General features: G+C 49.1%; 17 protein-coding genes. 10 read left to right on the forward strand and 7 right to left on the reverse strand.

Annotated elements, in window-relative coordinates; all coding sequences use genetic code 11:
* Positions 1-6: 6 nt before the first annotated feature.
* From FSB84_RS18030 to FSB84_RS18060, 7 genes are all read left to right on the forward strand, one after another.
* On the forward strand, positions 7-837 hold the full coding sequence (locus FSB84_RS18030; RefSeq protein WP_130539307.1) for a hypothetical protein: 831 nt from the start codon (positions 7-9) through the stop codon (positions 835-837).
* 84 nt (positions 838-921) lie between these two features.
* Positions 922-3,156 carry a heavy metal translocating P-type ATPase gene (locus tag FSB84_RS18035; protein WP_130539308.1) on the forward strand — a complete coding sequence of 745 codons (2,235 nt, stop codon included), beginning with the start codon at positions 922-924 and terminating at the stop codon, positions 3,154-3,156.
* Positions 3,157-3,168: 12 nt separating this feature from the next.
* Entirely contained in the window at positions 3,169-3,738 is a 570-nt protein-coding gene (locus tag FSB84_RS18040; RefSeq protein WP_130539309.1) for a helix-turn-helix domain-containing protein, read from the forward strand.
* A gap of 176 nt (positions 3,739-3,914) precedes the next feature.
* Positions 3,915-4,136: a heavy-metal-associated domain-containing protein gene (locus FSB84_RS18045; protein WP_130539310.1), complete on the forward strand. Its 222-nt coding sequence runs from the start codon at positions 3,915-3,917 to the stop codon at positions 4,134-4,136.
* 35 nt (positions 4,137-4,171) lie between these two features.
* Positions 4,172-5,542, forward strand: a complete 1,371-nt coding sequence (locus tag FSB84_RS18050; RefSeq protein WP_130539311.1) for a hypothetical protein — start codon at positions 4,172-4,174, stop codon at positions 5,540-5,542.
* Positions 5,543-6,167: 625 nt separating this feature from the next.
* On the forward strand, positions 6,168-8,477 hold the full coding sequence (locus FSB84_RS18055) for a TonB-dependent receptor (protein ID WP_130539312.1): 2,310 nt from the start codon (positions 6,168-6,170) through the stop codon (positions 8,475-8,477).
* A 62-nt stretch (positions 8,478-8,539) separates the two neighbouring features.
* Positions 8,540-9,133: a hypothetical protein gene (locus FSB84_RS18060; RefSeq protein ID WP_130539313.1), complete on the forward strand. Its 594-nt coding sequence runs from the start codon at positions 8,540-8,542 to the stop codon at positions 9,131-9,133.
* A 51-nt stretch (positions 9,134-9,184) separates the two neighbouring features.
* On the opposite strand, the gene FSB84_RS18065 is transcribed toward FSB84_RS18060, so the two are convergent.
* The 3 genes from FSB84_RS18065 to FSB84_RS18075 form a co-directional block, all read right to left on the reverse strand.
* Positions 9,185-10,378 carry a hypothetical protein gene (locus FSB84_RS18065; protein ID WP_130539314.1) on the reverse strand — a complete coding sequence of 398 codons (1,194 nt, stop codon included), beginning with the start codon at positions 10,376-10,378 and terminating at the stop codon, positions 9,185-9,187.
* A gap of 119 nt (positions 10,379-10,497) precedes the next feature.
* Positions 10,498-11,343, reverse strand: a complete 846-nt coding sequence (locus FSB84_RS18070; protein WP_130539315.1) for a type 1 glutamine amidotransferase — start codon at positions 11,341-11,343, stop codon at positions 10,498-10,500.
* A gap of 160 nt (positions 11,344-11,503) precedes the next feature.
* The gene (locus FSB84_RS18075) at positions 11,504-12,172 is read right to left on the reverse strand and encodes an SGNH/GDSL hydrolase family protein (RefSeq protein WP_130539316.1); all 669 of its coding nucleotides are present in this window, start codon (positions 12,170-12,172) and stop codon (positions 11,504-11,506) included.
* 169 nt (positions 12,173-12,341) lie between these two features.
* On the opposite strand from FSB84_RS18075, the gene FSB84_RS18080 reads away from it, so the two are divergent.
* Positions 12,342-13,628: an alkaline phosphatase family protein gene (locus tag FSB84_RS18080; RefSeq protein ID WP_130539317.1), complete on the forward strand. Its 1,287-nt coding sequence runs from the start codon at positions 12,342-12,344 to the stop codon at positions 13,626-13,628.
* Between the two features lie 633 nt (positions 13,629-14,261).
* Here the strand turns inward: FSB84_RS18080 and FSB84_RS18085 are convergent.
* Entirely contained in the window at positions 14,262-15,890 is a 1,629-nt protein-coding gene (locus FSB84_RS18085) for an amidohydrolase (protein WP_130539318.1), read from the reverse strand.
* 101 nt (positions 15,891-15,991) lie between these two features.
* On the opposite strand from FSB84_RS18085, the gene FSB84_RS18090 reads away from it, so the two are divergent.
* Positions 15,992-17,017, forward strand: a complete 1,026-nt coding sequence (locus FSB84_RS18090) for a proline iminopeptidase-family hydrolase (protein ID WP_130539319.1) — start codon at positions 15,992-15,994, stop codon at positions 17,015-17,017.
* Here FSB84_RS18090 and FSB84_RS18095 read toward each other — a convergent pair.
* Both FSB84_RS18095 and FSB84_RS18100 read right to left on the reverse strand, forming a co-directional pair.
* The gene (locus FSB84_RS18095) at positions 17,003-18,115 is read right to left on the reverse strand and encodes a carboxylate-amine ligase (RefSeq protein ID WP_130539320.1); all 1,113 of its coding nucleotides are present in this window, start codon (positions 18,113-18,115) and stop codon (positions 17,003-17,005) included. The genes FSB84_RS18090 and FSB84_RS18095 overlap by 15 nt on opposite strands.
* A 4-nt stretch (positions 18,116-18,119) precedes the next feature.
* Complete coding sequence (locus tag FSB84_RS18100; RefSeq protein WP_130539321.1) at positions 18,120-19,076, reverse strand: ATP-grasp domain-containing protein; 957 nt, start codon at positions 19,074-19,076, stop codon at positions 18,120-18,122.
* Between the two features lie 97 nt (positions 19,077-19,173).
* Here FSB84_RS18100 and FSB84_RS18105 point away from each other — a divergent pair, with 97 nt between their 5' ends.
* On the forward strand, positions 19,174-19,989 hold the full coding sequence (locus FSB84_RS18105; protein ID WP_130539322.1) for an alpha/beta hydrolase: 816 nt from the start codon (positions 19,174-19,176) through the stop codon (positions 19,987-19,989).
* 4 nt (positions 19,990-19,993) lie between these two features.
* On the opposite strand, the gene FSB84_RS18110 is transcribed toward FSB84_RS18105, so the two are convergent.
* Positions 19,994-21,181, reverse strand: a complete 1,188-nt coding sequence (locus FSB84_RS18110; RefSeq protein WP_130539323.1) for a hypothetical protein — start codon at positions 21,179-21,181, stop codon at positions 19,994-19,996.
* Positions 21,182-21,279 lie beyond the last annotated feature (98 nt).

Here is a 21,279-nt window from a genome sequence, read left to right on the forward strand (position 1 = left end):
TGACGAATGAAGCAATTTTTTATAGGGGCATTACTGCTCATGACGGGTTATGTACTTACCGCGCAGGAGCTATATGTTTTCTCAGAACCTGCCTCCAATGTGCCGGCAAAGTCGGTGAGCGTGAAGTATTCCGGGAAGTTCCTGAAGTCTTCGCATAATGATCGCATTGAGCAAAGGCATATGCCGGAAGTAATGCTGGGGCTGAGCAAGGAATGGATGCTGCGCGCTTCCACCACCATGTCTGATATGTATTCCAGCAATCTACGCTGGGAAAGTGCAAAACTGTACACCAAGTATCGCTTCCTCTCCAACGATGATGTGCACAGGCATTTCCGCATGGCGGCTTTTGCCGAAGCATCCTACAGCCGTAACGAGATGATGTACGATGAGCTCAGTCTTGAAGGGGACCAGAGCGGCATCCAGGGCGGTGTGATCCTCACACAGCTCTGGGACAAACTGGCCGTTTCAACCACCCTGGGTTACCTGCAGGTGATACAAAGCCAGCCGCCACTGCATCATGTGGGTATGGAAAAATTCCCGGAACAGGCATTCAATTATTCATTGTCTGCCGGCTACCTGTTATTGCCCCGGCATTATACGAGTTATAAGCAGACTAACGTGAACCTATACGCGGAATTGCTGGGACAGCAGACCCTTGACAATAAGAAATTCTACGTGGATTTCGCTCCGGCCATTCAGTTCATCTTCAACAGTACTGCCAAGCTGAATGCAGGATACCGCATCCAGCTGAACAGCGATATGAACCGGATGGCGCAGAACCGGTTGCAGCTAAGCTTTGAGTATGTGTTCCTTAATGCGCTGAAAAAGAAACGTTAGTACACAATTCTATAAACTGTTCCTGTAATTGTGTAACAGGCCTGGTAGCGGTGCGTGATAACTTTGTAACATCAATTTATTATCATGGAAACCGCTACCAAGTCCCTTATCAGCAAAACGATCCCTGTAACCGGCATGAGCTGTGCCGCCTGCGCTGTGAGCGTAGAATCGATGCTCGCCGCTACGGAAGGCATCCGGGAAGCAGGAGTGAATTTTGCCACACAATCAGTGCGTGTGTTGTTCGATCCTTCAAAAACGAATACCAGCGCCATGCAACAGGTGATCCGTAGTATCGGATACGACCTGATCATTGACGAAGAAAATGCCACGGAGAAACAGGCCGAACTCCAGGCATCGGCATATAAGCAGTTGCAAAGGAAAACCATCGCGGCTGCTTTACTTACCTTACCCGTGGCCGTTATAGGTATGTTCTTCATGGATATGCAATACGGCAACTATATCATGTGGGCATTGACCACACCGGTATTGTTCGTTTTCGGTAGTTCTTTTTATATCAATGCGTGGAAGCAGGCACGTATGGGCAAAGCGAATATGGATACCCTGGTGGCGCTGAGTACCGGTATCGCTTACCTGTTCAGTGTTTTCAATACGCTGAACCCGGGTTTCTGGCATAGCAGAGGTTTGCATCCGCACGTGTACTTCGAAGCTGCCGCTGTGGTGATCGTATTCATCATGGTGGGCAAACTGCTGGAACAAAGAGCCAAGAGCAATACCAGCGCCGCCATCAAGAAACTGATCGGATTGCAACCCAAAACTGTCTGGGTGATCAAAGACGGTGAACCAGTTGAACTGCTGGCAGCACAGGTGCAGCCCGGTGATATCATCCTGGTCCGTTCAGGAGAGAAGATCCCTGTGGACGGTGTAGTGGAAGAAGGAGAATCCTATGTAGATGAATCCATGATCTCCGGTGAGCCCGTTGCCGTACACAAGACCAAAGGCGTTCCCGTTTTTGCAGGCACCATCAATCAGAAGGGAAGCTTCCGTTTCCGCGCCGATAAGGTAGGCAGTGAAACCATGCTGGCCAATATCATCCGGATGGTGCAGGAAGCACAGGGCTCCAAAGCGCCTGTACAAAAACTGGTGGATAAGATCGCTGGTATCTTTGTGCCGGTGGTGATCGGGATCGCTATCCTGGCCTTCCTGGTCTGGGTGCTGGCTGGTGGTAACAATGCCGTTACCCATGGATTACTGGCGATGGTGACCGTACTGGTGATCGCTTGTCCCTGTGCGTTAGGACTGGCTACACCAACCGCCATTATGGTGGGAGTGGGCAAGGGAGCCGAACAGGGTATCCTGATCCGCGATGCGGAAAGCCTGGAGCTGGGCCATAAAGTGAATGCCATCGTGCTGGATAAGACCGGCACCATCACAGCCGGTAAACCTGTGGTGACCGATACCTTGTGGAAAGCATCGGCCAGGCATCTGCAGTCAGAACTGGAAGGCATTCTGCTGGCCGCAGAACAACAATCCGAACATCCGCTCGCAACGGCTGTTGTACAATATCTGAAGGAACGCAATGCCGTTCCCGTTAAACTGAGCTCTTTCGAAAGCATTACGGGTAAGGGGATCAGCGTAAAGGCTGGTAATATCGGCTACAAGGCAGGAAGCTATAAAATGGCATTGGAAGATAAGATGAATATCCCCGCCGATCTGCAGGAGGCTGCCGGCAAATGGGCCGCTGCCGCCAAAACAGTGATCTGTTTTGCGCAGGACAATGAAGTGCTGGCAGTGATCGCCATTGCAGATGAAGTGAAGCCCGGCTCGGCCAAAGCTGTAGAAGCTTTGAAGAAGATGGGAATCGATGTGTACATGTTCACCGGCGATAACCAGCAGACAGCTGCCGCCGTAGCCGCACAGGTGGGCATTCAGCACTTCAAAGCCGAAGCATTGCCTGCTGATAAAGCTGCATTCGTGAAATCATTGCAGGACCAGGGCAGGATCGTAGCGATGGTAGGAGATGGGATCAACGATTCACAGGCCCTGGCGCAGGCAGATATTAGCATCGCCATGGGAAAAGGATCAGATATAGCCATCGATACCGCCGGTATGAGCCTGATCTCTTCAGACCTGCAACAGATCCCAAAAGCGCTGGCGCTGAGCAGGAGCACGGTGAGGGCTATACGACAAAACCTGTTCTGGGCCTTTATATACAACCTGATCGGTATTCCGCTTGCCGCAGGCGTACTGTATCCGGTGAATGGTTTCCTGCTCAACCCGATGATTGCAGGAGCCGCTATGGCGCTGAGTTCTGTGAGTGTGATCGGGAACAGTCTCAGACTTAAATGGAAGAAATTCTAAAATGATTGAACTATGTTGCTGCACATCAAGAATATGGTTTGTAACCGCTGCAAATGGGTGGTGAAAAATGAACTGGAAAAACTGGGCCATAATGTTATGGTGATGAGACTGGGCGAAGTGGAGCTTCAGAATGAAGCCACACCGGAGCAGATGGATGATATCGAAAAGAAACTGGAAGAATTCGGATTTGAGCTGATCGGAGACCGGTCATCACAGCTCATCGAGATCATGAAGACCACACTTATCGGCCTGGTGCAGGAACCCGATAAACTGGAGAAGATCAATCTGTCGGATTATTTATCGTCCACCCTGCACCGCGATTATTCCTCGTTGAGTAAACTCTTCTCCGAAGTGGAAGGCATCACCATCGAACAATTTTTCATCCTGCAAAAGATCGAGCGGGCAAAGGAATTGCTGGTGTATGATGAAATGAGCCTTACGCAGATCGCGTATGACCTGGGCTACAGCAGTGTGGCGCATTTGAGCAGCCAGTTCAAAAAAGTGACCGGACTAACCCCCAGTCATTTCAAGCAATTGCGCGGAGAGAAACGGAAACCACTGGATGGTGTGAACGAAGAGTAATTCAGGATCGTATATTATTGACCCCGCCTCATAGTGATGCGCATCATGCGCATCACTATGAGGCGGCTTGTTTATAAGCTTGTTTAAACTATCTTTTTAAATATAAAACACATCCCTAATTCTGCAAATGATCCCTTGTTGACCGCAGTAGCTTTGTATCATTAAATCATTTTTGTATGACACATCAGTATAACGTTACAGGAGTTACTTGCGGAGGCTGCATCACCAATGTTAAACGCGCCATCGAATCCGTTCCCGGCATCATCAGCGCAGACGTAAAAAAAGAAGCGCCCCAGGCCGTGGTGACTATGGACAAACATGTAGATACAACCGCATTACAGGAAGCGCTGAAACAGTATGGCAATTACCAGATCTCTGAATTCAGCGAACCTCATTAAGTATTACTATCAGGACTAACCGAAAAGGACCGAATATGAAAAAGATCTTACCGATAGCATTGTTCAGCCTGTTGGTGATGAACGCCACCGCACAGCATGAGCACCACAAAATGGAAACGAAACGCGATACCGTTCCGGCAAAAAAATCACCGGACAAAATGGATGATATGCACCATGATCATGCGAAGATGCAGGAGGGTGGGCCCATTATGTCGCACGCTTTCAGCAGGAACCTGCAAATGAACCGCAATGGCTCAGGTACTGCCTGGCTTCCCGATGAAGCGCCGATGTATGGTTACATGCTGCATTCAAAGAAATGGATGTATATGATCCATGGCAACCTCTTCCTGCGTTACAATAACCAGGATATCGCCAGGTCCGGAAATCGCGGTGCGCACAAGTTCGATGCTCCCAACTGGGTGATGGGCATGGGGCAAACGGCTGTCGGTAAAAAAGGATTGTTCCGCTTCAGCGCCATGATCTCTTTGGACAGACCCATCATGGGCGGCAATGGCTACCCATTGCTGTTTCAGTCCGGCGAAACCTGGAAAGGAAAACCACTGGTAGACCGCCAGCACCCGCATGACCTCTTTGCAGAATTATCCGTTGGCTACTCTCACGCCATCAATAAAGATCTCGACGTATTCGGTTATTTCGGTTATCCGGGAGAACCCGCACTGGGTGGGACTGCTTTCATGCACCGTCCATCCAGTCTGTATAATCCCGATGCTCCACTCGGCCACCACTGGCAGGATGCCACACATATCACTTTCGGCGTAGCCACCTTCGGCGTCCGATACAGGAATTTCAAGATCGAAGGCTCCAGCTTCACAGGCCGGGAACCAGATGAAGACAGGTATAATTTCGATAAGATGAGATTCGATTCATGGGCCGTACGACTCAGTTATAATCCCACCAAAGAGCTCAGCCTGCAGGTATCGCAGGGATTCGTGAAAAGTCCTGAACCACTGCATCCTGCAGAAGACATTAAAAGAACCACAGCCAGCATCATTCATGCTAAAAGATTCGGGAACAATGCCATGCTGAACTCGGCTATAGTTTGGGGTTATAATCGTGTAGATAAGAATCACCAGGAACATTCCTTCCTCGCAGAATCCGCTCTCAGCTGGAAGAAAAATGCGATCTACGGCAAATATGAATTTGTAGAAAAATCAACAGAAGAACTGGCGCTGGATGAACATACTTTCGGTCATGATGGTAAATTCCCGGTGAGCGCAATAACATTGGGACTGAACAGGAAGATCTTCTCGATCGGTAAAACTGATTTTTCAGCAGGAACGCAGGCAACTTTGTATATGCCGGAGAAACCGCTGGAAGGGTTGTATGGAAGTAATCCCTGGGCTTATCAGGTATTCATTAGGGTTAGTCCGGGGTTGATGAGGTAGGTTGGCCTTGCCCGGAGTGCCTGGCCTTACTCGGGGTGCGCAATACTGGCTGTGAAACGAACCGGCACGGGAGAATATGGATGGGCCTTGACATAATGAGATGGGGCGGTGGAACAAGGTTGAGCTCCTTCGCTTACGTTTGCAAGGCCAGTATTGCATCACCCCTCGCCGGCTGATGGTCCGCGGGTGCAACAGTTTTGTTCTATGTGCATCATTGGAAATATAAACAGGCCACTTCAATATGGTAAGGATAAAGGCCCCAATTGTTGTAATTTTTTGTTTTTCTGAATTTTGTTAGTCCATTTTTGTTTGTTAGTCTGATACTTTGAAACCAGCCGGAGGGCTGGTTTTTTGCATATTTGATGGTTTGGTGTTTTTTAAGCTTTGGTATGTTCTTCGTTCTTGATTCATTGTTGTTGGCTCCTGATTCCTGATTCCTGATTCCTGATTTTCGTTTTTGATTTCTCAATTTTCGATGCTTGATTTCAGGAAGCTGTATTCAAGATCAGTGCTTTATGTGAGGCTTAAAAATATTTTTCGACTTCTGAAGAATAAGGTTATATTTGGCTAAATCATAATTTAGACAAGTCTAAAAATAAATTTAAACTCATCAAGATAGAACCACATGAAACAGTTGACCAGTTTGCTGCTTTTGCTAATAGTTAGTGTACAGTCGATGGCCCAGTTCAGCAGCATTTCAGGAACGGTAAGGGATAAAGCTACCGGTGAGGCTTTGCCCGGAACGGTGATTGCCTGCAATGGCAAAAAAACACTGGCAGGGAATGATGGCAGGTTTTTGATTAACCTTTCGGCGGCGGCTGCAAACCCGGCAATTATCGTGTCCAGGATCGGGTATAGAACGGATACTATTGAGTATACAGGAACACATCTTTCTGTTTTACTGGAAGCGTCATCACAGGTGCTCACGGATGTAGTGGTCACGGGAACGATGAAAGCTGTACAGAAAACTGCCAGCCCGGTTCCGGTGGAAGTATATACGCCGCAATTCTTCAGGAGAAATCCGACGCCCACTATTTTCGATGCACTGCAACAGGTGAACGGCGTTAGGCCGCAACTCAATTGCAATGTGTGCAATACAGGTGATATTCATATCAACGGCCTGGAAGGTCCGTATACAATGGTGTTGATAGATGGAATGCCCATCGTGAGCAGTCTTGGTTCAGTATACGGACTTAGCGGGATACCAAATTCACTGGTGGAAAGGATAGAAGTGGTGAAAGGTCCTGCTTCATCACTGTATGGCTCAGAAGCCATCGGAGGGCTTATCAACGTGATCACCAAGAACCCGGTGAAAGCACCGCTTGTTTCCGTTGACCTTATGGCAACTTCCTGGAAAGAATACAATGTAGACCTGGGCGTGAAATACAAGGCCACCAATAAGATAACGGGATTGCTGGGGGCGAATTATTTCAATTTCAACAACAGGGTAGACAGGAACGATGATAACTTTACCGATGTAACACTTCAGAACAGGATCTCGGTTTTCAATAAATTCAGCTTTGAAAGGAAGAATAACAGACAAGCGAATCTGGCTGCGCGGTATGTGTATGAAGACAGATGGGGCGGGGATATGCGGTGGAACAAAAGTTTCAGAGGCGGAGATAGTCTGTATGGTGAAAGTATTTACACTTCGCGTGTTGAGCTGATCGGTAACTACCAATTACCAGTAAGCGAAAAGCTGATGTTCTCCTGGTCGTACAATTCGCATGTGCAAAGATCTGCGTATGGCAATACCATTTTCAACGCCAGGCAGCAGGTTGCTTTTGGCCAGCTGACCTGGGATAAAACACTGGGCAATCATGATCTGCTGGTAGGTTCAGTATTCAGGTATACAGATTACGACGATAATACCACGGCCACTCTCGATACTTTCACCATGAAGAATAAGCCGGACCGTACGCCACTACCTGGCATATTCGTGCAGGATGAACTGAGCATCGGTAGTAATCACAAATTGCTGGCCGGTATCAGATGGGACCATCACCCGGTGCATGGCAATATCTTCACGCCGCGTATCGCCTGGAAATGGAGCGCATCTTCCAATGATGTGATCAGGCTCAATGCAGGAACTGGTTTCAGGGTAGTGAACCTGTTCACTGAGGACCATGCCGCTCTCACAGGTGCCAGGGCAGTGGAGATCGAAGATGAGCTTGAGCCAGAACGCAGCTACAATGTGAACCTCAATTACGTGAAGCGTATCTATACACGGTCTTTCTGGCTGACGCTCGATGCCTCCACCTGGTACACTCATTTCACCAATCGCATCATCCCGGATTATGAAACCAATACCGATAAGATCATCTATGGTAACCTGGATGGATATTCTGTATCGAAAGGCGTAAGCGTGAATGCAGAGGCGGGTTTTACAAATGGACTGAAAGCAAACCTGGGCATCACTGTGATGGATGTGACCATTACTGAGAATGATGATATGGGTGCCAAGGAAACAAAGCGACAACTGCTGACAGAGAAGTGGACCGGCAACTGGTCGTTAAGCTATGCATTCAGGAAGGGCGGCTGGAGCATGGATTATACTGGCAATATCTATGGGCCGATGTTATTGCCCCTGCTTGGTGATCTGGATCCGCGTAAGCCGAAATCACCCGCATGGAGCATTCAGAATATCCAGGTTACGAAAAAACTGAAACATGGCATCGAGGTATATGGTGGTGTAAAGAACCTGCTCAACTGGACGCCGGCGAAAGGCAACCCTTTTTTGATTGCGCGAGCTCATGATCCGTTTGATAAGAAAGTTGTGCGCGATGATAATACCGGTGTTATCATCAATCCCGGAAATAACGGCGATCCCAATCCGTATTTACTCACTTTCGATCCCAATTACGTATATGCACCAAACCAGGGTATCCGTGGCTTCGTAGGAATACGATGGGTTATTACTAACGGTGACAAATAATCGTGAATAACTTGTGAATAAATTGGAGAGATGCCGTATACTTGTACGGTAAATCTAACCCAATGAAAAAAATCTCTACCCTGATGGTAGCCGTTATGGCTATCGTGACCGCACATGCGCAATTGAGTCTCTTCAAGAAGGATCCCGCCAATCCCGGTTTCGGAAAGGCGGTTGAACAGATCCTGGGCGACTTCCCTTACAATTACAAACACCTCACCGGCGACCTGGTACTGCAGGAAGGAGAGCTCTCGCAATTCGCTTCCACCGTGAATTTGCCGGGAGCACAGAGCTGTGTGATAGCACACTATCATTCAGGTCTGGACACCACGGCCTCTTACCAGGGATTCATGTACAAGGCAGAGGAATTTGAAGATGCCGCGAAGGAATACCGCCGGCTGTTCACCCAACTGAAAGGTTGTAAGCTGAGAATGGTGGATGGTTCTGTTTATTTTCTCGATGGCGATTATGAAGCCCCCGCAGAAGAAAAGGATTTCAGCATCAGCATGCTCAAGATCCAGACTGCTGATGATCGTTACAAACTTTTCAAAGTGGAACTGGAAATGCTTTACAGGATCGATCACTTTGTGGTGAATATCAATTTCATCACCCGTAAAAAAGATGAAGACGAGCGTCCCGACTGGTGGACAGGAAAATAATGTGAATTTGCACTATTAAATGCAGGCCGCCTGTTTTTACAGGTGGTTTTTTTATTGTTCGATGAAACTAACGGTGCCGCCTACCCATTCTTTGTCCTTGTTGTAGCGGACGCCGATCATCTTGCCTTTACTGAGGCGTGCAAGATTGATAGCAGGCCTGGGCCTGTCACAGCCATCTTTCCAGAGATACATGATCCGTATCTCCACTTTGGCGGGAATATCGGGAGTATCCACAATGTCAGCATACTGTACTTTCTTTTGCAGTATCCAGTTCTCCGGATCTTTGACTGCATCGATATCTTCCTGCGTTACATCTATCACCACGCCCTGGCCGGCGAAGGAGAACAGGGGTTTCAATACATAGTCACCGAGGTTCCCGGGTAATTGTTTCAATTCATTCAGGAAGAAGCTTTCCGGAACATAGGGATGTTGTATGAAGGGCAGGGTGAATTTGCTGATCCTGTAGAACCAGTTGGGATGGGTGATCCATTCCACATCGAGGTCCTGCGTGATGTCCAGGAATGAACCGAGGTTTTCCTTCCGGGCATTCAGATCATCGAATATCACGCGGTTGTATACGCGCAGCACGCGTGTTTTGACACCGTCCTTCATGTAATACAGTGAGCGGCCTTCCCGGATCAGTTTGGTGATGCAAACCGGTTCGATGCCGAGATAATCCTTCGTGCAATAAAAATCGATCCTTGTTTTCTGTTCATCGGGTTTGATCTCCAGCAGGATCACATTCTCCGGGGGCGTATCGCCGAGTATCACCTGTTTCAATTCATCTATATAGGATGCTTTCGTATGTCCATTGAGGAAAGGGCTGTAGTTGGCTGGTATGTCGAAATTATTCCTGAATTTTTCGGACATGTACACCTGGAAACCGTAGAGGGAGGGGAAGCCCTGAAGTTCGATGAGCTGTGGCTCTGGTTGACCGCTGGCATCCAGGCAGACGCCGAAATCGAAAGCGATCATATGGGGGTGATCACTTTCACGCGGCACCCGCTCCGTATCGGGAATGGCGCGTTCCGTAAGCTCTTTGAAGGATGGCTCTGTGATCAGGTCAACGATGCGCTCGCAGGCATCGATCATTTTGGCAGCGAAATCCTTACTTATGAATACAGGTGTTTCTGCCACGCGGAACTCGATAGCGCCGGGGTAGCCGCTATCCATTTCCTTGAGGAATTGTTGGTAACGCTCGGAGGTAAACGCACTGTTATAGGACTTTCGGAGACTGGGGACCATGATCTGGAATTTGAAGGGAAGTTACGGAATCGGTGGGAGAGTGCATACAGGCTGGTGTTCGTGGGAGGCGAACAATATATGTCGCTCGCCTTTGAGGCGCCGGACTGGCGGTTTTCTGATTAAGCAGGAATACCCACGAGCTCTTCTGTAGCCAGTCTTAAAAAATTAGGGAGTACATGCGCATAAGTGTACCTGATCTTGTCGGGATCATTGAGTTGCTCGATCATGGAGCTCCATTTGGCTTCGCCATGATTGCTGATCACGGTTCGTTTCTTGTCTTCCCGCAACAGGTACATCGTCATTCCGGCGGCATCGGCTTCCGGGTGGAACTGTGTACCCACCATGTATTCATTGAAGCGCAGGGCCATGATGGCGCGTTCCAGCGGAACATGGGGCCTTTCTTTTTCGATGGCAAGGATGGCGCCGCCGAGCTGGCGGATGCGCTGGTGATCAGGCTGGATCACCTGGAAATCACGACTGTCCACTGCATAAAAAGGATCCTGCAGATCCGCGAAGAGCGGCTCTGTATGTCCTTTATCCAGCATATGTACGGGAAATACGCCGAAGGCGGTGCTTTTTCTTCTTTTTACTTCTGCCACTTTGAAATAGCGGCAGGCCAGCTGGAAAGAATGGCAAATGAAGAGTACATGTTTTTTCACCGGATGGCCGGGATGTTGATTGTACTCCTGTACGGTATTGATCCAGTTGAAATATTTGTTTTCCCATTCACTGCCTTCGCTGTCAACAGGTGAACCGGGGCCGCCACTGGAAATATAGAGGTCGTAACTGAGATCGGGAAGTTGCTGCAGCTTGCGCACTTCAAATTCGTCCCATACCATCTCCAGCTGATGTGCGATGCCGTACTGCTGCAGGATCTCGCGGATACAACGCATACCCTCGTTAGCCTGACCTTCATAAAGATCGAGGATGGCTATGCGGATTTGTTTGTGATCGCTCCTGTACATGGCTGCAAACTTACATTTTTTTGGTGGTCGTATGAACCCGCTATGGGCACCGGGAATAACCGGAACAGCCAGCGCGGGCGATGCAGGTGTTTATCAATAACAAAGCAGGTCCGGGATTGTTGTTGGAACGTTCCCGGCCTGCCTGTTAAGTAATTGGGAATTATTTAATTAAGTGCTTATACATTTCTTCCGCCACCAGTTTGTTACCGGCGTCGTTGAGATGGACCCTGTCAGTGGTGAGAATACCTTTTTCCTGGTTGTCTTTATTATTAACGAGATTATAATCCAGGAATGCTTTTCTCAGATCGATGAGCTCGCAGTTATTGCCTGCTGCGATATTACGGATGATGGTTGCATATTTATTGAGGTCCCCATCCAGTTCATTACTGTAATCTGTTTTCTCGCCGATTGCAGCTGGCGTGCAGAGCAGCACTTTGATATTTTTCGCTTTCAGTTTTTTGATGATGGCATTGTAGAAGCGTTCGAATTTGTCGGCATCCGTTCCGGTACCGGAGCTGCGTTTGTGCCATACGTCATTCACGCCCACCCAGATCACAACGATGGAGGGATCTTTGGCCAGTACATCGTCTTCGAGGCGAAGGTAGAGATCGTATACTTTATTGCCGCCAATGCCGGCGCCGATGAGATCGTATTTATTCTCCAGGCCTTTCGCTTTCACCATATCCTTCAGCACAGTGATATAGCCTTTGGGATTCACGCCTGCCTGGGTAATACTATCGCCAAAGAAGACGATCTTCTCTGGTTTCTGAAAAGTGGTAAAGGATGCCAAAATGATCAGTAAGCTTAGTGAAGAAAGCAATTTTTTCATACGCGGGTTAATATGTATTGATCAAATCTAATGGTTTTTCCAGTTTTGCGAAAACTCAGTTTCGGTAGCCTCCAGCGCCAGGCCGGATATTAATTTTCCGTTTTCGCAGCCACTAAATTCCCGGTGCATGCAAATATTTTGAATATTTGACAATCGAAATGCCGGAAACATGGGAAAATTCTCTAAAGTAATTTGCTGGTCCATCTTGCTGCTGTTTGCAGGAAGCCCTCTCCTGGCGCAGCAGAGACCCAAACAGAATACAGAACAGCAAACGGTGCCCGGCCGCCAGAACAGTCCTGCCCAATACAACAAGCCCTATGTGATCCTGATATCGGCTGATGGTTTCCGTTACAACTACATGCAAAAGTTCAATGCGGTGAACCTGCAAAGGCTGAGCAGTGGCGGTGTTCGCGCCAAATCCATGATCCCGGCCTTTCCATCGCTCACTTTTCCCAATCATTATACCCTGGCAACGGGTATGTATCCTGCGCATCATGGACTGGTGGACAATACCTTCTTCGATCCTTCTCTTCGTCGCCGCTATTCCATCGGCAATATCAAAGAAGTAACAGACAGCATCTGGTATGGCGGTGAGCCACTCTGGGTGCTGGCCGAAAAACAGCAGCTGCTTTCAGCGAGTTTCTACTGGGTAGGTTCCGAAGCGCCGGTACAGGGTATCCGTCCCAGTTACTGGTATCATTACGGAATGGAGATCGCGATGCCTGAGCGCCTCGCTGCTGTCAGGGACTGGTTGTTGCTGCCCGACGAAAAACGCCCTCACCTGATCACTTTCTATTTTCCCGAAGTGGACCACGAAGCGCATGAGCATGGTCCTGATGCGCCGGAGACCGCTGCCGCCGTTCAGCTCATCGATCAAACGATCGGTCAGCTGCAGGCTATCATCGATTCCTCAAAACTTCCCGTGAATGTGATCTTCGTTTCCGATCACGGCATGAGCACTGTAGATACCGTTAACACCCTGCAGCCGCCTGCTGCGGATACCTCCAAATTCTGGATCACAGTCGGCGACATGACCATCCATCTCTATTCCAAAAGCAAGAACCCCCAGGAAATCCAATCTCAGTACGAACAACTGAAAGCGGCTGCGAACGGCTATGATGTCTATCTCACTTCTTCCACACCGCGCCGTTGGAAATACAATTCCCAAAACGACCGCTATGGCCGCATCGGTGATATCCTGATCGTTCCGCGCTATCCCAGGATCTTCTCCTGGGGCAATCGCCGGCCGATTCCCGGCCGTCACGGTTATGATCCCTACCGTCATAAGGAAATGCATGCCAGTTTCTACGCCTGGGGTCCGCAGATCCGGTCAGGCAGGACCATCAGCACCTTCCAAAACGTTCATGTATATGCGCTGATAACAAATCTCCTTGGCCTTAAAATCACAACGCCAACAGATAGCCGAAATGCCCTTTCACGCAAAGTTCTCCAGTAAGCCCTGGGGCGCACCGGGATATGGTCTTTTGAGGCGCAACGGGAGATGGTCTTTTGCAGCTGTAAAATATACCGCCGCGGGAGAATATTATTTGAGCTTTGGTGGGGGAGGAAAGGGCTGTGATATTACTATTGGTCTTCTTCGCTTATATTTTGAAGGCCTCAAAAGACCATCTCCCGTTGCGCATGTCCCGGCATGTGCAGCACTTCAGGACTGATTATTCAATAACCTTTACGCTTCAATGATTTTGCCTTGTATGGTTGATGAAAGGCTAACAGCCGGCCGTGAAGATTTGAAATCCGCCTCTTCTGATGAAGATATTTGGAATGAATATTTGAATATCAGAGACCCCTGGCCTGAGTTTCCTAATCAATGATGCACCCGTTACCCCCATCCCTTCCCCCTTTGCAGAGAATGTGCGGAGCCTTATCAGGGAGAAACAGGTGATGCACTCACAACGACACTGGCGGTGAGGGTGTATGAAAAATCGGCCTCGAAATATAAGCGAAGCAGTTCATGAGTATTTCCTCCGCCCCATCTTCCCCCACCAAAGTTCAAATAATATTCTCCCGCGGCGGTTCATTTCGCCAGCCGTATTTTTCATACCCCGAATCCGCCCCCAAAAATTCAAGCTTATCTTTCAAACACTTTTTCTCCATTCACATAAGTCTTCTGCACATTCACCTGCAACAACTCACCCTCTGCCGCTTTCATTATATCAGCATTCAGCAGCACAAAATCTGCAACCTTCCCCTTCTCCAGACTGCCTTTTTCCTTTTCTTCAAAATTTGATTTAGCGGCCCAGATGGTCATGCCGCGGAGTGCAGCTTCTCTGCTGAGTGCATTTTCAATCTGGTAGCCATTGGCGGGCCAGCCTTTGGCATCTTTGCGGATGACGGCGGCAAAGAAGGTTTTGAAAGGGGAGATGTCTTCAACGGGGAAGTCGGTGCCGAGGGGGATCCAGCCGTTTTGTTTCAGGAGGTCGTTGAAGGCGTAGGCGCCGCGGACGCGGTCGGGGCCGAGGCGTTGTTCTGCCCAGTACATATCGCTGGTAGCGTGTGTGGGTTGTACGGAGGGGATGATGCTGTATTGGCCGAAGAGAGCGAAATCTGCCTTGTTCACTACCTGGGCGTGTTCGATGCGCCAGCGGCGATCGTTGGGACCTTTGAGGTATTTCGCATAGGTGTTGAGGATAGTTCGGTTGCCGGAGTCGCCGATGGCGTGGGTGCACATCTGGAAATTTTTGTTGTAGAGGATATTGGCAACGGAGTCGAAATGCTCGGGGGCGCTGAGGAGGAATCCGCTCCAGTTGGGTTTGTCGGAGTAGGGTTTGAGCAGGCAGGCGCCGCGGGATCCGAGAGCGCCGTCGGCATACACTTTGAAGCCGTTGATATGGAGGCGATCGGTTTTGACGGAGCCTTTGGCGAAGAGGTAATCGAAATTGGCCTTGCCATCGCTGAGCATAACGTAGAGGCGCATTTTGAGCTCACCGCTTTTGTGAAGACGGTCCATCATTTCGGCTACCTGGTAGGGCAGGCCGCAATCGTCGATGGTGGTGAGGCCCATGGCGAAGCAACGCTGCTGTGCATCGAGCAGGCCCTGTTTTATTTGTTGGGCTGAAGGATCCGGAATGATGCGGCTTACGAGATCGATGGCATTATCTACCAGTATGCCCGTGAGCTTGCCGTTGCGGGCTTCCACAGTTCCGCCGGTGATGATGATGCCGGGTTTGAGATTGGCCATCTGCAGGGCTTTGTTGTTGGCGATGGCAGCATGACCATCGATCCTGGAAAGCAATACAGGACGGTCCGGGAATAAAGTGTTGAGTGCTTCATTGTCGGGGAATTCTTTCTCTTCCCAGTCGTTCTGGTCCCAGCCGCGGCCGATCAGCCAGCCATCGGGATGTGATTGGGAGAAGGAGCGAAGTGTATCGGTGATGGCCTGCCAGCTATCCGTTCCCGTTAGATCGGCGGTTTGGAGGCCGAGGCCGTAACTATAGAAATGCGCATGTGCATCGATGAAGCCCGGGTAGATGAATTGTCCTTTTGCATCCAGCGTTTCATTCGCTTCATATTTTTTCAGGAGGGCTTCATTGGAGCCTGTTTCCAGTATTTTACCGTCTTTGATGGCCATGGCTTCGGCAGTGCTGAAACTGCTGTCTACGGTGTAAATGATGGCATGATGCACCAGCAGGTCGATCTTTTCTTTGGAAGCGCTGCAGGTGACCAGCAGGAGGAGTGGCAAGGCGTAGATGATTCTCATAATTGTCCGTTTGAAATGAATGCGTACCGGAAAGTAAGGATTTTTTGATTAGGCAGTATGCGGTGCGCCGCCGATTGAGTAAATTGGGTAAAACAACCTTTATGAGAAAACTGCTTGCTGTTCTGCTGCTCGGCCTGGCCTGTACCGGCTTTACTGCCTGCATGAACGATCATACGGCTACCCCGCCGTGCAGCTACTTCAATACAGGCGATACAGGCGTGCTTACAGCGGGGATCCGCATGATCCCGGTGCAAACGCCAAAGGGAACTTTCAAGGTTTGGACCAAACGCTTCGGTAATAATCCGGCCATCAAAGTATTGCTGCTGCATGGCGGGCCGGCCATGACGCATGAGTACATGGAAGCGTTTGAAAGTTTCTTCCCCAAAGAGAATATCGAATTCTATGAATACGATCAGCTGGGTTCTTATTATTCCGATCAGCCAACGGACAGCAGCCTCTGGACCATCGACCGTTTTGTTGATGAAGTGGAGCAGGTACGGAGCGCTTTGAAACTGGACAGTTCCAATTTCTTCCTGCTCGGCAATTCCTGGGGTGGTCTCCTGGCCATGGAATATGCATTGAAATACCAGCAGCACCTGAAAGGGCTGATCATCTGCAATATGATGGCCAGTTGTGCTGATTACGATGAATACTCAAAAGAAGTGCTGGCGCAGCAATTGCCCCGGCCTGTTTATGACACCATCCTGCAACTGGAAAAAGCGAATGATTATGGCAATCCCACTTACTCAAGATTGCTGATGCAATATTTCTATCCTGAACATATCTGCCGGCTGAAAGAATGGCCCGATCCGGTGAACCGCTCATTGAAGCATGTTAACGCTGCTGTATATACGCTGATGCAGGGGCCTTCCGAGTTCGGTATTTCGGGCCGCCTGGCAAACTGGGACAGGAAGAAAGACCTGCCCCTGATCACAGTACCCACACTCACTGTAGGCGCTACGCATGATACGATGGACCCGGAGCATATGCGCTGGATGAGTACGCAGGTGAAACGCGGGCAATACCTGCATTGCCCCAATGGCAGTCATCTCAGCATGTGGGATGATCAGCAGGTGTTCATGAATGGCGTGATAAGATTCATCAAAGAAACATCAGGTGTCCGCTAAGAACTGCGAGTGGATATAATCCACTACACTCACCAGGTTCTTCGATTGTTCATATACGGCGAGCTGACGATCAGCTCCGGTACCGTGTTCCATGATCTTGCTCACGTAATTCACCGCATGGCGGCTGCCGAGCGGATCAACCACATCATCGATGAAGTCCAGCAGTTCATTGATCAGCACACGCGTGTTCACTTCTTCTTCTTTTCCGAAGTCGATCAGGCGTCCATCCAGTCCATAGCGGCTGGCGCGCCATTTGTTTTCGTTGATGAGAGAGCGGCTGTATTGAATGAAATTGAGGTTCTGTGTTCTGAGTTTGTAGATCTTGGCGCAGACTCCCTGGAATAAAGCGGCGATGGCGATGGTATCGGAAACGGTCATGGGCACATCGCAGATGCGGAATTCCACGGTATTGAAGAAAGGATGCACGCGGAGGTCCCACCAGATCTTCTTGGCATTATCGATACAATTGGTCTTTACCAGCAGCTTGATATAATTATCGTAATCCTCGATGGTGTCAAAGGTTTCGGGGATACCTGTACGTGGGAATTTGTCGAATACCCTGGTGCGGAAACTCTTGTAACCTGTTTGCCTTCCTTCCCAGAAAGGTGAGTTCACGCTGAGTGCATAAATATGCGGCAGGAAATAGCGGGTGGAATTGGCGATATGATTGGCCATTTCGCGGCTCTCCATGCCAACATGCACATGCAGCCCGAATATGAGGTTGCTGCGTGCAGCTTCCTGTAGTTCATTCACAAGCTCACTGTAACGGACATGATCTGTGATGAGCTGGCTTTCCCAATGACTGAAGGGATGCGTTCCTGCGGCGCCGATATGATAACCGAGGTCACCGGCAATACCGGCAATGGTGTTACGCAATTGGGCTACATCTTTATAGGCTTCATCCACGTTGGCGCAGATATCGGTCCCTACTTCTACTACGGCCTGGTGCATCTCGGCTTTCACCTTGTCTTTGATCACCTTCTGACCTTCTGTTACGATCTTCTGCTCATGGCTCTTCAATTCGCGCGTAACAGGGTCGATGACCATGTACTCTTCTTCGATGCCAAGGGTAAACTGGTTGTATGAAATATTTGACATGTGGCTAATGTGATAATAACTGTTTCGTTACACTTCTTTTCAGGTATTCCCCCCAGGTGAGATTGTCCCTGTGTGGCTGATGTGCCAATGCTCTTTCGATGGCATAGGTGGCGGCTGTTTCCACTACCCAGTTGAAATTTTCTTCTCCTACACTCGGAAGGTCTGCGTCCGGTGCGGGATTGCAGAAGTCGATCGCATAGGGGATACCGTCTCTCACAGCCAGTTCAACGGTATTGAAATCATATCCGAGGAATTGATTGAGGCGAAGCACGATGTCTTCCATCAGTTGTAAACGTTCTGCTGAAGGAGTAAAGTTATGAGTATATCTTAAATGATGCGGATTTCTTGGTTCATATCCCATGATGCGAACATATTTTCCTCCGATGCAATAACAACGGTAATACTCTTCGAAAATTATCTCTTCCTGCAACAGCATCACCAGTTGCCCGGTTTCTTTGTGCTTCTGGAAGAAATCATCCATGTCGTGCAATTTGTATACGTTCTTCCAGCCGCCGCCTGCAAAGGGTTTCATGTAAGCGGGAAAGCCCACATAATCAAAGATGCCTTTCCAGTCCATCGGGTAGACGAGGTTGCTGAAACTTTCATTGCTGGTATCCGGAGGCAGCTCATGGGAGGGGAGGATCACTGTTTTGGGAACAGGCACTCCGATTTTCACTGCAAGACAATTATTGAAGAATTTTTCATCGGCGCTCCACCAGAAAGGATTGTTGATTACGGCTGTGCCGCAGATGGCGGCATTCTTGAGAAAGGCGCGGTAGAAAGGAACATCCTGCGAGATACGGTCCACAATCACCGTGTATTCATCGGCGGCACCCTGAACCACTTTATCTATCAGCACTGGTTCGGCCATGATACCATCCACCTGCCGTTTGTTCACCTCCTCGATAAAAGCCATGGGGAATGATCTTTCTTTACCGAAAAGTATCCCGATCTTTTTCATAAGCGCTGGGTTTAAAAAATGAAAAGGGCAGAGTGGTAACCAAATTTATCGGAACCGGGGCATAAAAACAAATCGGAATGCCTATTTTTGACGCGTTATGGATACAGCTATCAGTACCGGGGTGATGGTAGAAACGGTTACATTACCATCAGATGTCCTGGAAAGAACGGTTAAGGTCAATTGCTACATTCCCCCTGTTCCCGCAGCACAAGCATCAGTGCCAGTGCTGTTCCTGAATGACGGGCAGGATATGGAGGCTATCGGTCTGGAAAAGATCCTTCATGAACTTTTTTCCGGCAACCAGGTAAGGCCCATCATGGTAGTAGCCATCCACTGTGGCGAAGACCGTATCAACGAATACGGCATGATCCATTCAGTCGACTTCAAGGGACGCGGCGCCAAAGCCGCTTTGTACCAGCAATTCATTCTCGAAGAATTACTCCCATATTGTTGCTACCGCTACCCGATGATGGTGCGCGGAGAAAAATCCTTTGCAGGTTTCTCCCTCGGCGGACTCAGTGCACTGGACCTCGTGTGGAACAATCCACGCGTGTTCAGCACAGCCGGCGTTTTCTCCGGATCACTCTGGTGGAGAAGCAAAGACAAAACAGAAAAAGATTATAATCAATACCGCGACCGCCTCATGCATCGCCAGATCCGTGAAGGCGTATATCATCCCGGACAACGTTTCTTCTTCGAAGTAGGAGAGCAGGATGAAAAGGAAGACAGGAACAAGAATGGCGTGATCGATACCATCGATGATACTATCGACTGCATGCGCGAATTGTATTACAAAGGATACCTGGAAGGAAAGGATCTGAAATACCTTCAGTTGCCTGATGGCAGGCACGATGTGGAAACCTGGGCCAAGGCAATGCCTGTGTTCCTCAAATGGGCATGGCCGGCGTATTGATGATTTACTGAACAAGCTGCTGCCATTGCAGCTTCTTACCATCTTCATTTTGTATCTGAATGGTGTATTGTCCGGCTTTCAGCGACAATGCGCGTTGCTCCTTTCTGTTCCGCATCAGGATGATGTCAACCGGCACTGCCGTATCGATATCTTCTCCTGCAGGCCAGGCAAAAACCAATACAGGATAACCGATAGTAAGTTTTTTGGCTGGAGGGTGAAATGCAATCCTGCCGGGCATCAGGTTGAATAACCAGGATGGTCTGTCGTGGAGATAAGAGGTTTGCGGATGGAACAGCCTGATATCGTACAAATGATCTCCTGTAATGCCATTGTAGGTTTCCCCTTTTTCATTCACAAGCACAGCAGGCCAGGCAGCCTGTATATGACGATAATCCGCTGCTTCGAAGAAGGGCGCTGAATGTTCCGTCAGCGCATCCTGGTTGATGGTGAGCGGATCTGTTCCTGTGATCTTTTTCAAATGCCCGGCCATGGCCATCCGTTGCTGCTGGTCCTCTTTTTCCTCAACATGACCATAACCACAATGGATAAGGTATTTGCCTGGATGTTTTTCCATGAAGGCTGCGATATTCTTTGCCTGCCCCAATTCCCTGTCGTATTCCTCATCGGTGTACTCGTAATCAAAAATGATAAAGCCCAGCTGTAATGCTTCGCGAATGAGATTGCCGAACTGCGGCTCCTGCGTATAATAACCAGTGGAGCCCACCGGATAACCGCGGCGGTTCAGGGCAGTATCCAATCCGAAGAGGGCTTCCAGTCCAAGATAACGATAGCCTTTTTCATACAGGCCGCGCAGCAGGCTGGTGGTGAAAATCCTGTGCAGGGGCTGGTAATGGGCTTCATTGATGATGATGATATTTTCGTTGGCCGCACGTTCAATGATATACTGCTTTGCCTCAACCGGTTTGTATTGCGCCAGTTTTGATTGTTGATCCAGCCACAAACCCCTTGGCATCTTCATCGCTTTGAACTGGGAATCCGCCAGCGATAGACTCTCTTCGTATTCACCAATGAAAGAGAATTCCCAGGATGCTGTCTGCTCTTTCCAGGAGTTAGAATCCAGTTGGAGATTTTCTATGATCCTTTTGGGAAAAGAATACCCGGCCGAGGTTTGTGCATGCAGCACAGGGGCGGGGATACAGAAGAGTATCAGTAAAAAACAGTTCAGTTTCATGGCGGCTTGATTGAATGCGTCAACAAATAAAGCCTTTTCTGTCAATAAAACAAAGGCCGCCACCTCCCCAGGTGACGGCCTTTTCTTATAACCCCAAA

Origin of the sequence: Pseudobacter ginsenosidimutans (assembly GCF_007970185.1) — a bacterium.
Taxonomy (GTDB): domain Bacteria; phylum Bacteroidota; class Bacteroidia; order Chitinophagales; family Chitinophagaceae; genus Pseudobacter; species Pseudobacter ginsenosidimutans.

Bases quoted from the DNA above. Each gene is read 5' to 3' on its own strand.
- FSB84_RS18105 (WP_130539322.1), top strand. From the start codon at position 19,174: ATGGATACAGCTATCAGTACCGGGGTGATGGTAGAAACGGTTACATTA.
- FSB84_RS18070 (WP_130539315.1), bottom strand. From the start codon at position 11,343: ATGTACAGGAGCGATCACAAACAAATCCGCATAGCCATCCTCGATCTT.
- FSB84_RS18045 (WP_130539310.1), top strand. From the start codon at position 3,915: ATGACACATCAGTATAACGTTACAGGAGTTACTTGCGGAGGCTGCATC.
- FSB84_RS18065 (WP_130539314.1), bottom strand. From the start codon at position 10,378: ATGGTCCCCAGTCTCCGAAAGTCCTATAACAGTGCGTTTACCTCCGAG.
- FSB84_RS18100 (WP_130539321.1), bottom strand. From the start codon at position 19,076: ATGAAAAAGATCGGGATACTTTTCGGTAAAGAAAGATCATTCCCCATG.
- FSB84_RS18030 (WP_130539307.1), top strand. From the start codon at position 7: ATGAAGCAATTTTTTATAGGGGCATTACTGCTCATGACGGGTTATGTA.
- FSB84_RS18040 (WP_130539309.1), top strand. From the start codon at position 3,169: ATGTTGCTGCACATCAAGAATATGGTTTGTAACCGCTGCAAATGGGTG.
- FSB84_RS18090 (WP_130539319.1), top strand. From the start codon at position 15,992: ATGAGAAAACTGCTTGCTGTTCTGCTGCTCGGCCTGGCCTGTACCGGC.
- FSB84_RS18055 (WP_130539312.1), top strand. From the start codon at position 6,168: ATGAAACAGTTGACCAGTTTGCTGCTTTTGCTAATAGTTAGTGTACAG.
- FSB84_RS18050 (WP_130539311.1), top strand. From the start codon at position 4,172: ATGAAAAAGATCTTACCGATAGCATTGTTCAGCCTGTTGGTGATGAAC.
- FSB84_RS18095 (WP_130539320.1), bottom strand. From the start codon at position 18,115: ATGTCAAATATTTCATACAACCAGTTTACCCTTGGCATCGAAGAAGAG.
- FSB84_RS18085 (WP_130539318.1), bottom strand. From the start codon at position 15,890: ATGAGAATCATCTACGCCTTGCCACTCCTCCTGCTGGTCACCTGCAGC.
- FSB84_RS18075 (WP_130539316.1), bottom strand. From the start codon at position 12,172: ATGAAAAAATTGCTTTCTTCACTAAGCTTACTGATCATTTTGGCATCC.
- FSB84_RS18060 (WP_130539313.1), top strand. From the start codon at position 8,540: ATGAAAAAAATCTCTACCCTGATGGTAGCCGTTATGGCTATCGTGACC.
- FSB84_RS18035 (WP_130539308.1), top strand. From the start codon at position 922: ATGGAAACCGCTACCAAGTCCCTTATCAGCAAAACGATCCCTGTAACC.
- FSB84_RS18110 (WP_130539323.1), bottom strand. From the start codon at position 21,181: ATGAAACTGAACTGTTTTTTACTGATACTCTTCTGTATCCCCGCCCCT.
- FSB84_RS18080 (WP_130539317.1), top strand. From the start codon at position 12,342: ATGGGAAAATTCTCTAAAGTAATTTGCTGGTCCATCTTGCTGCTGTTT.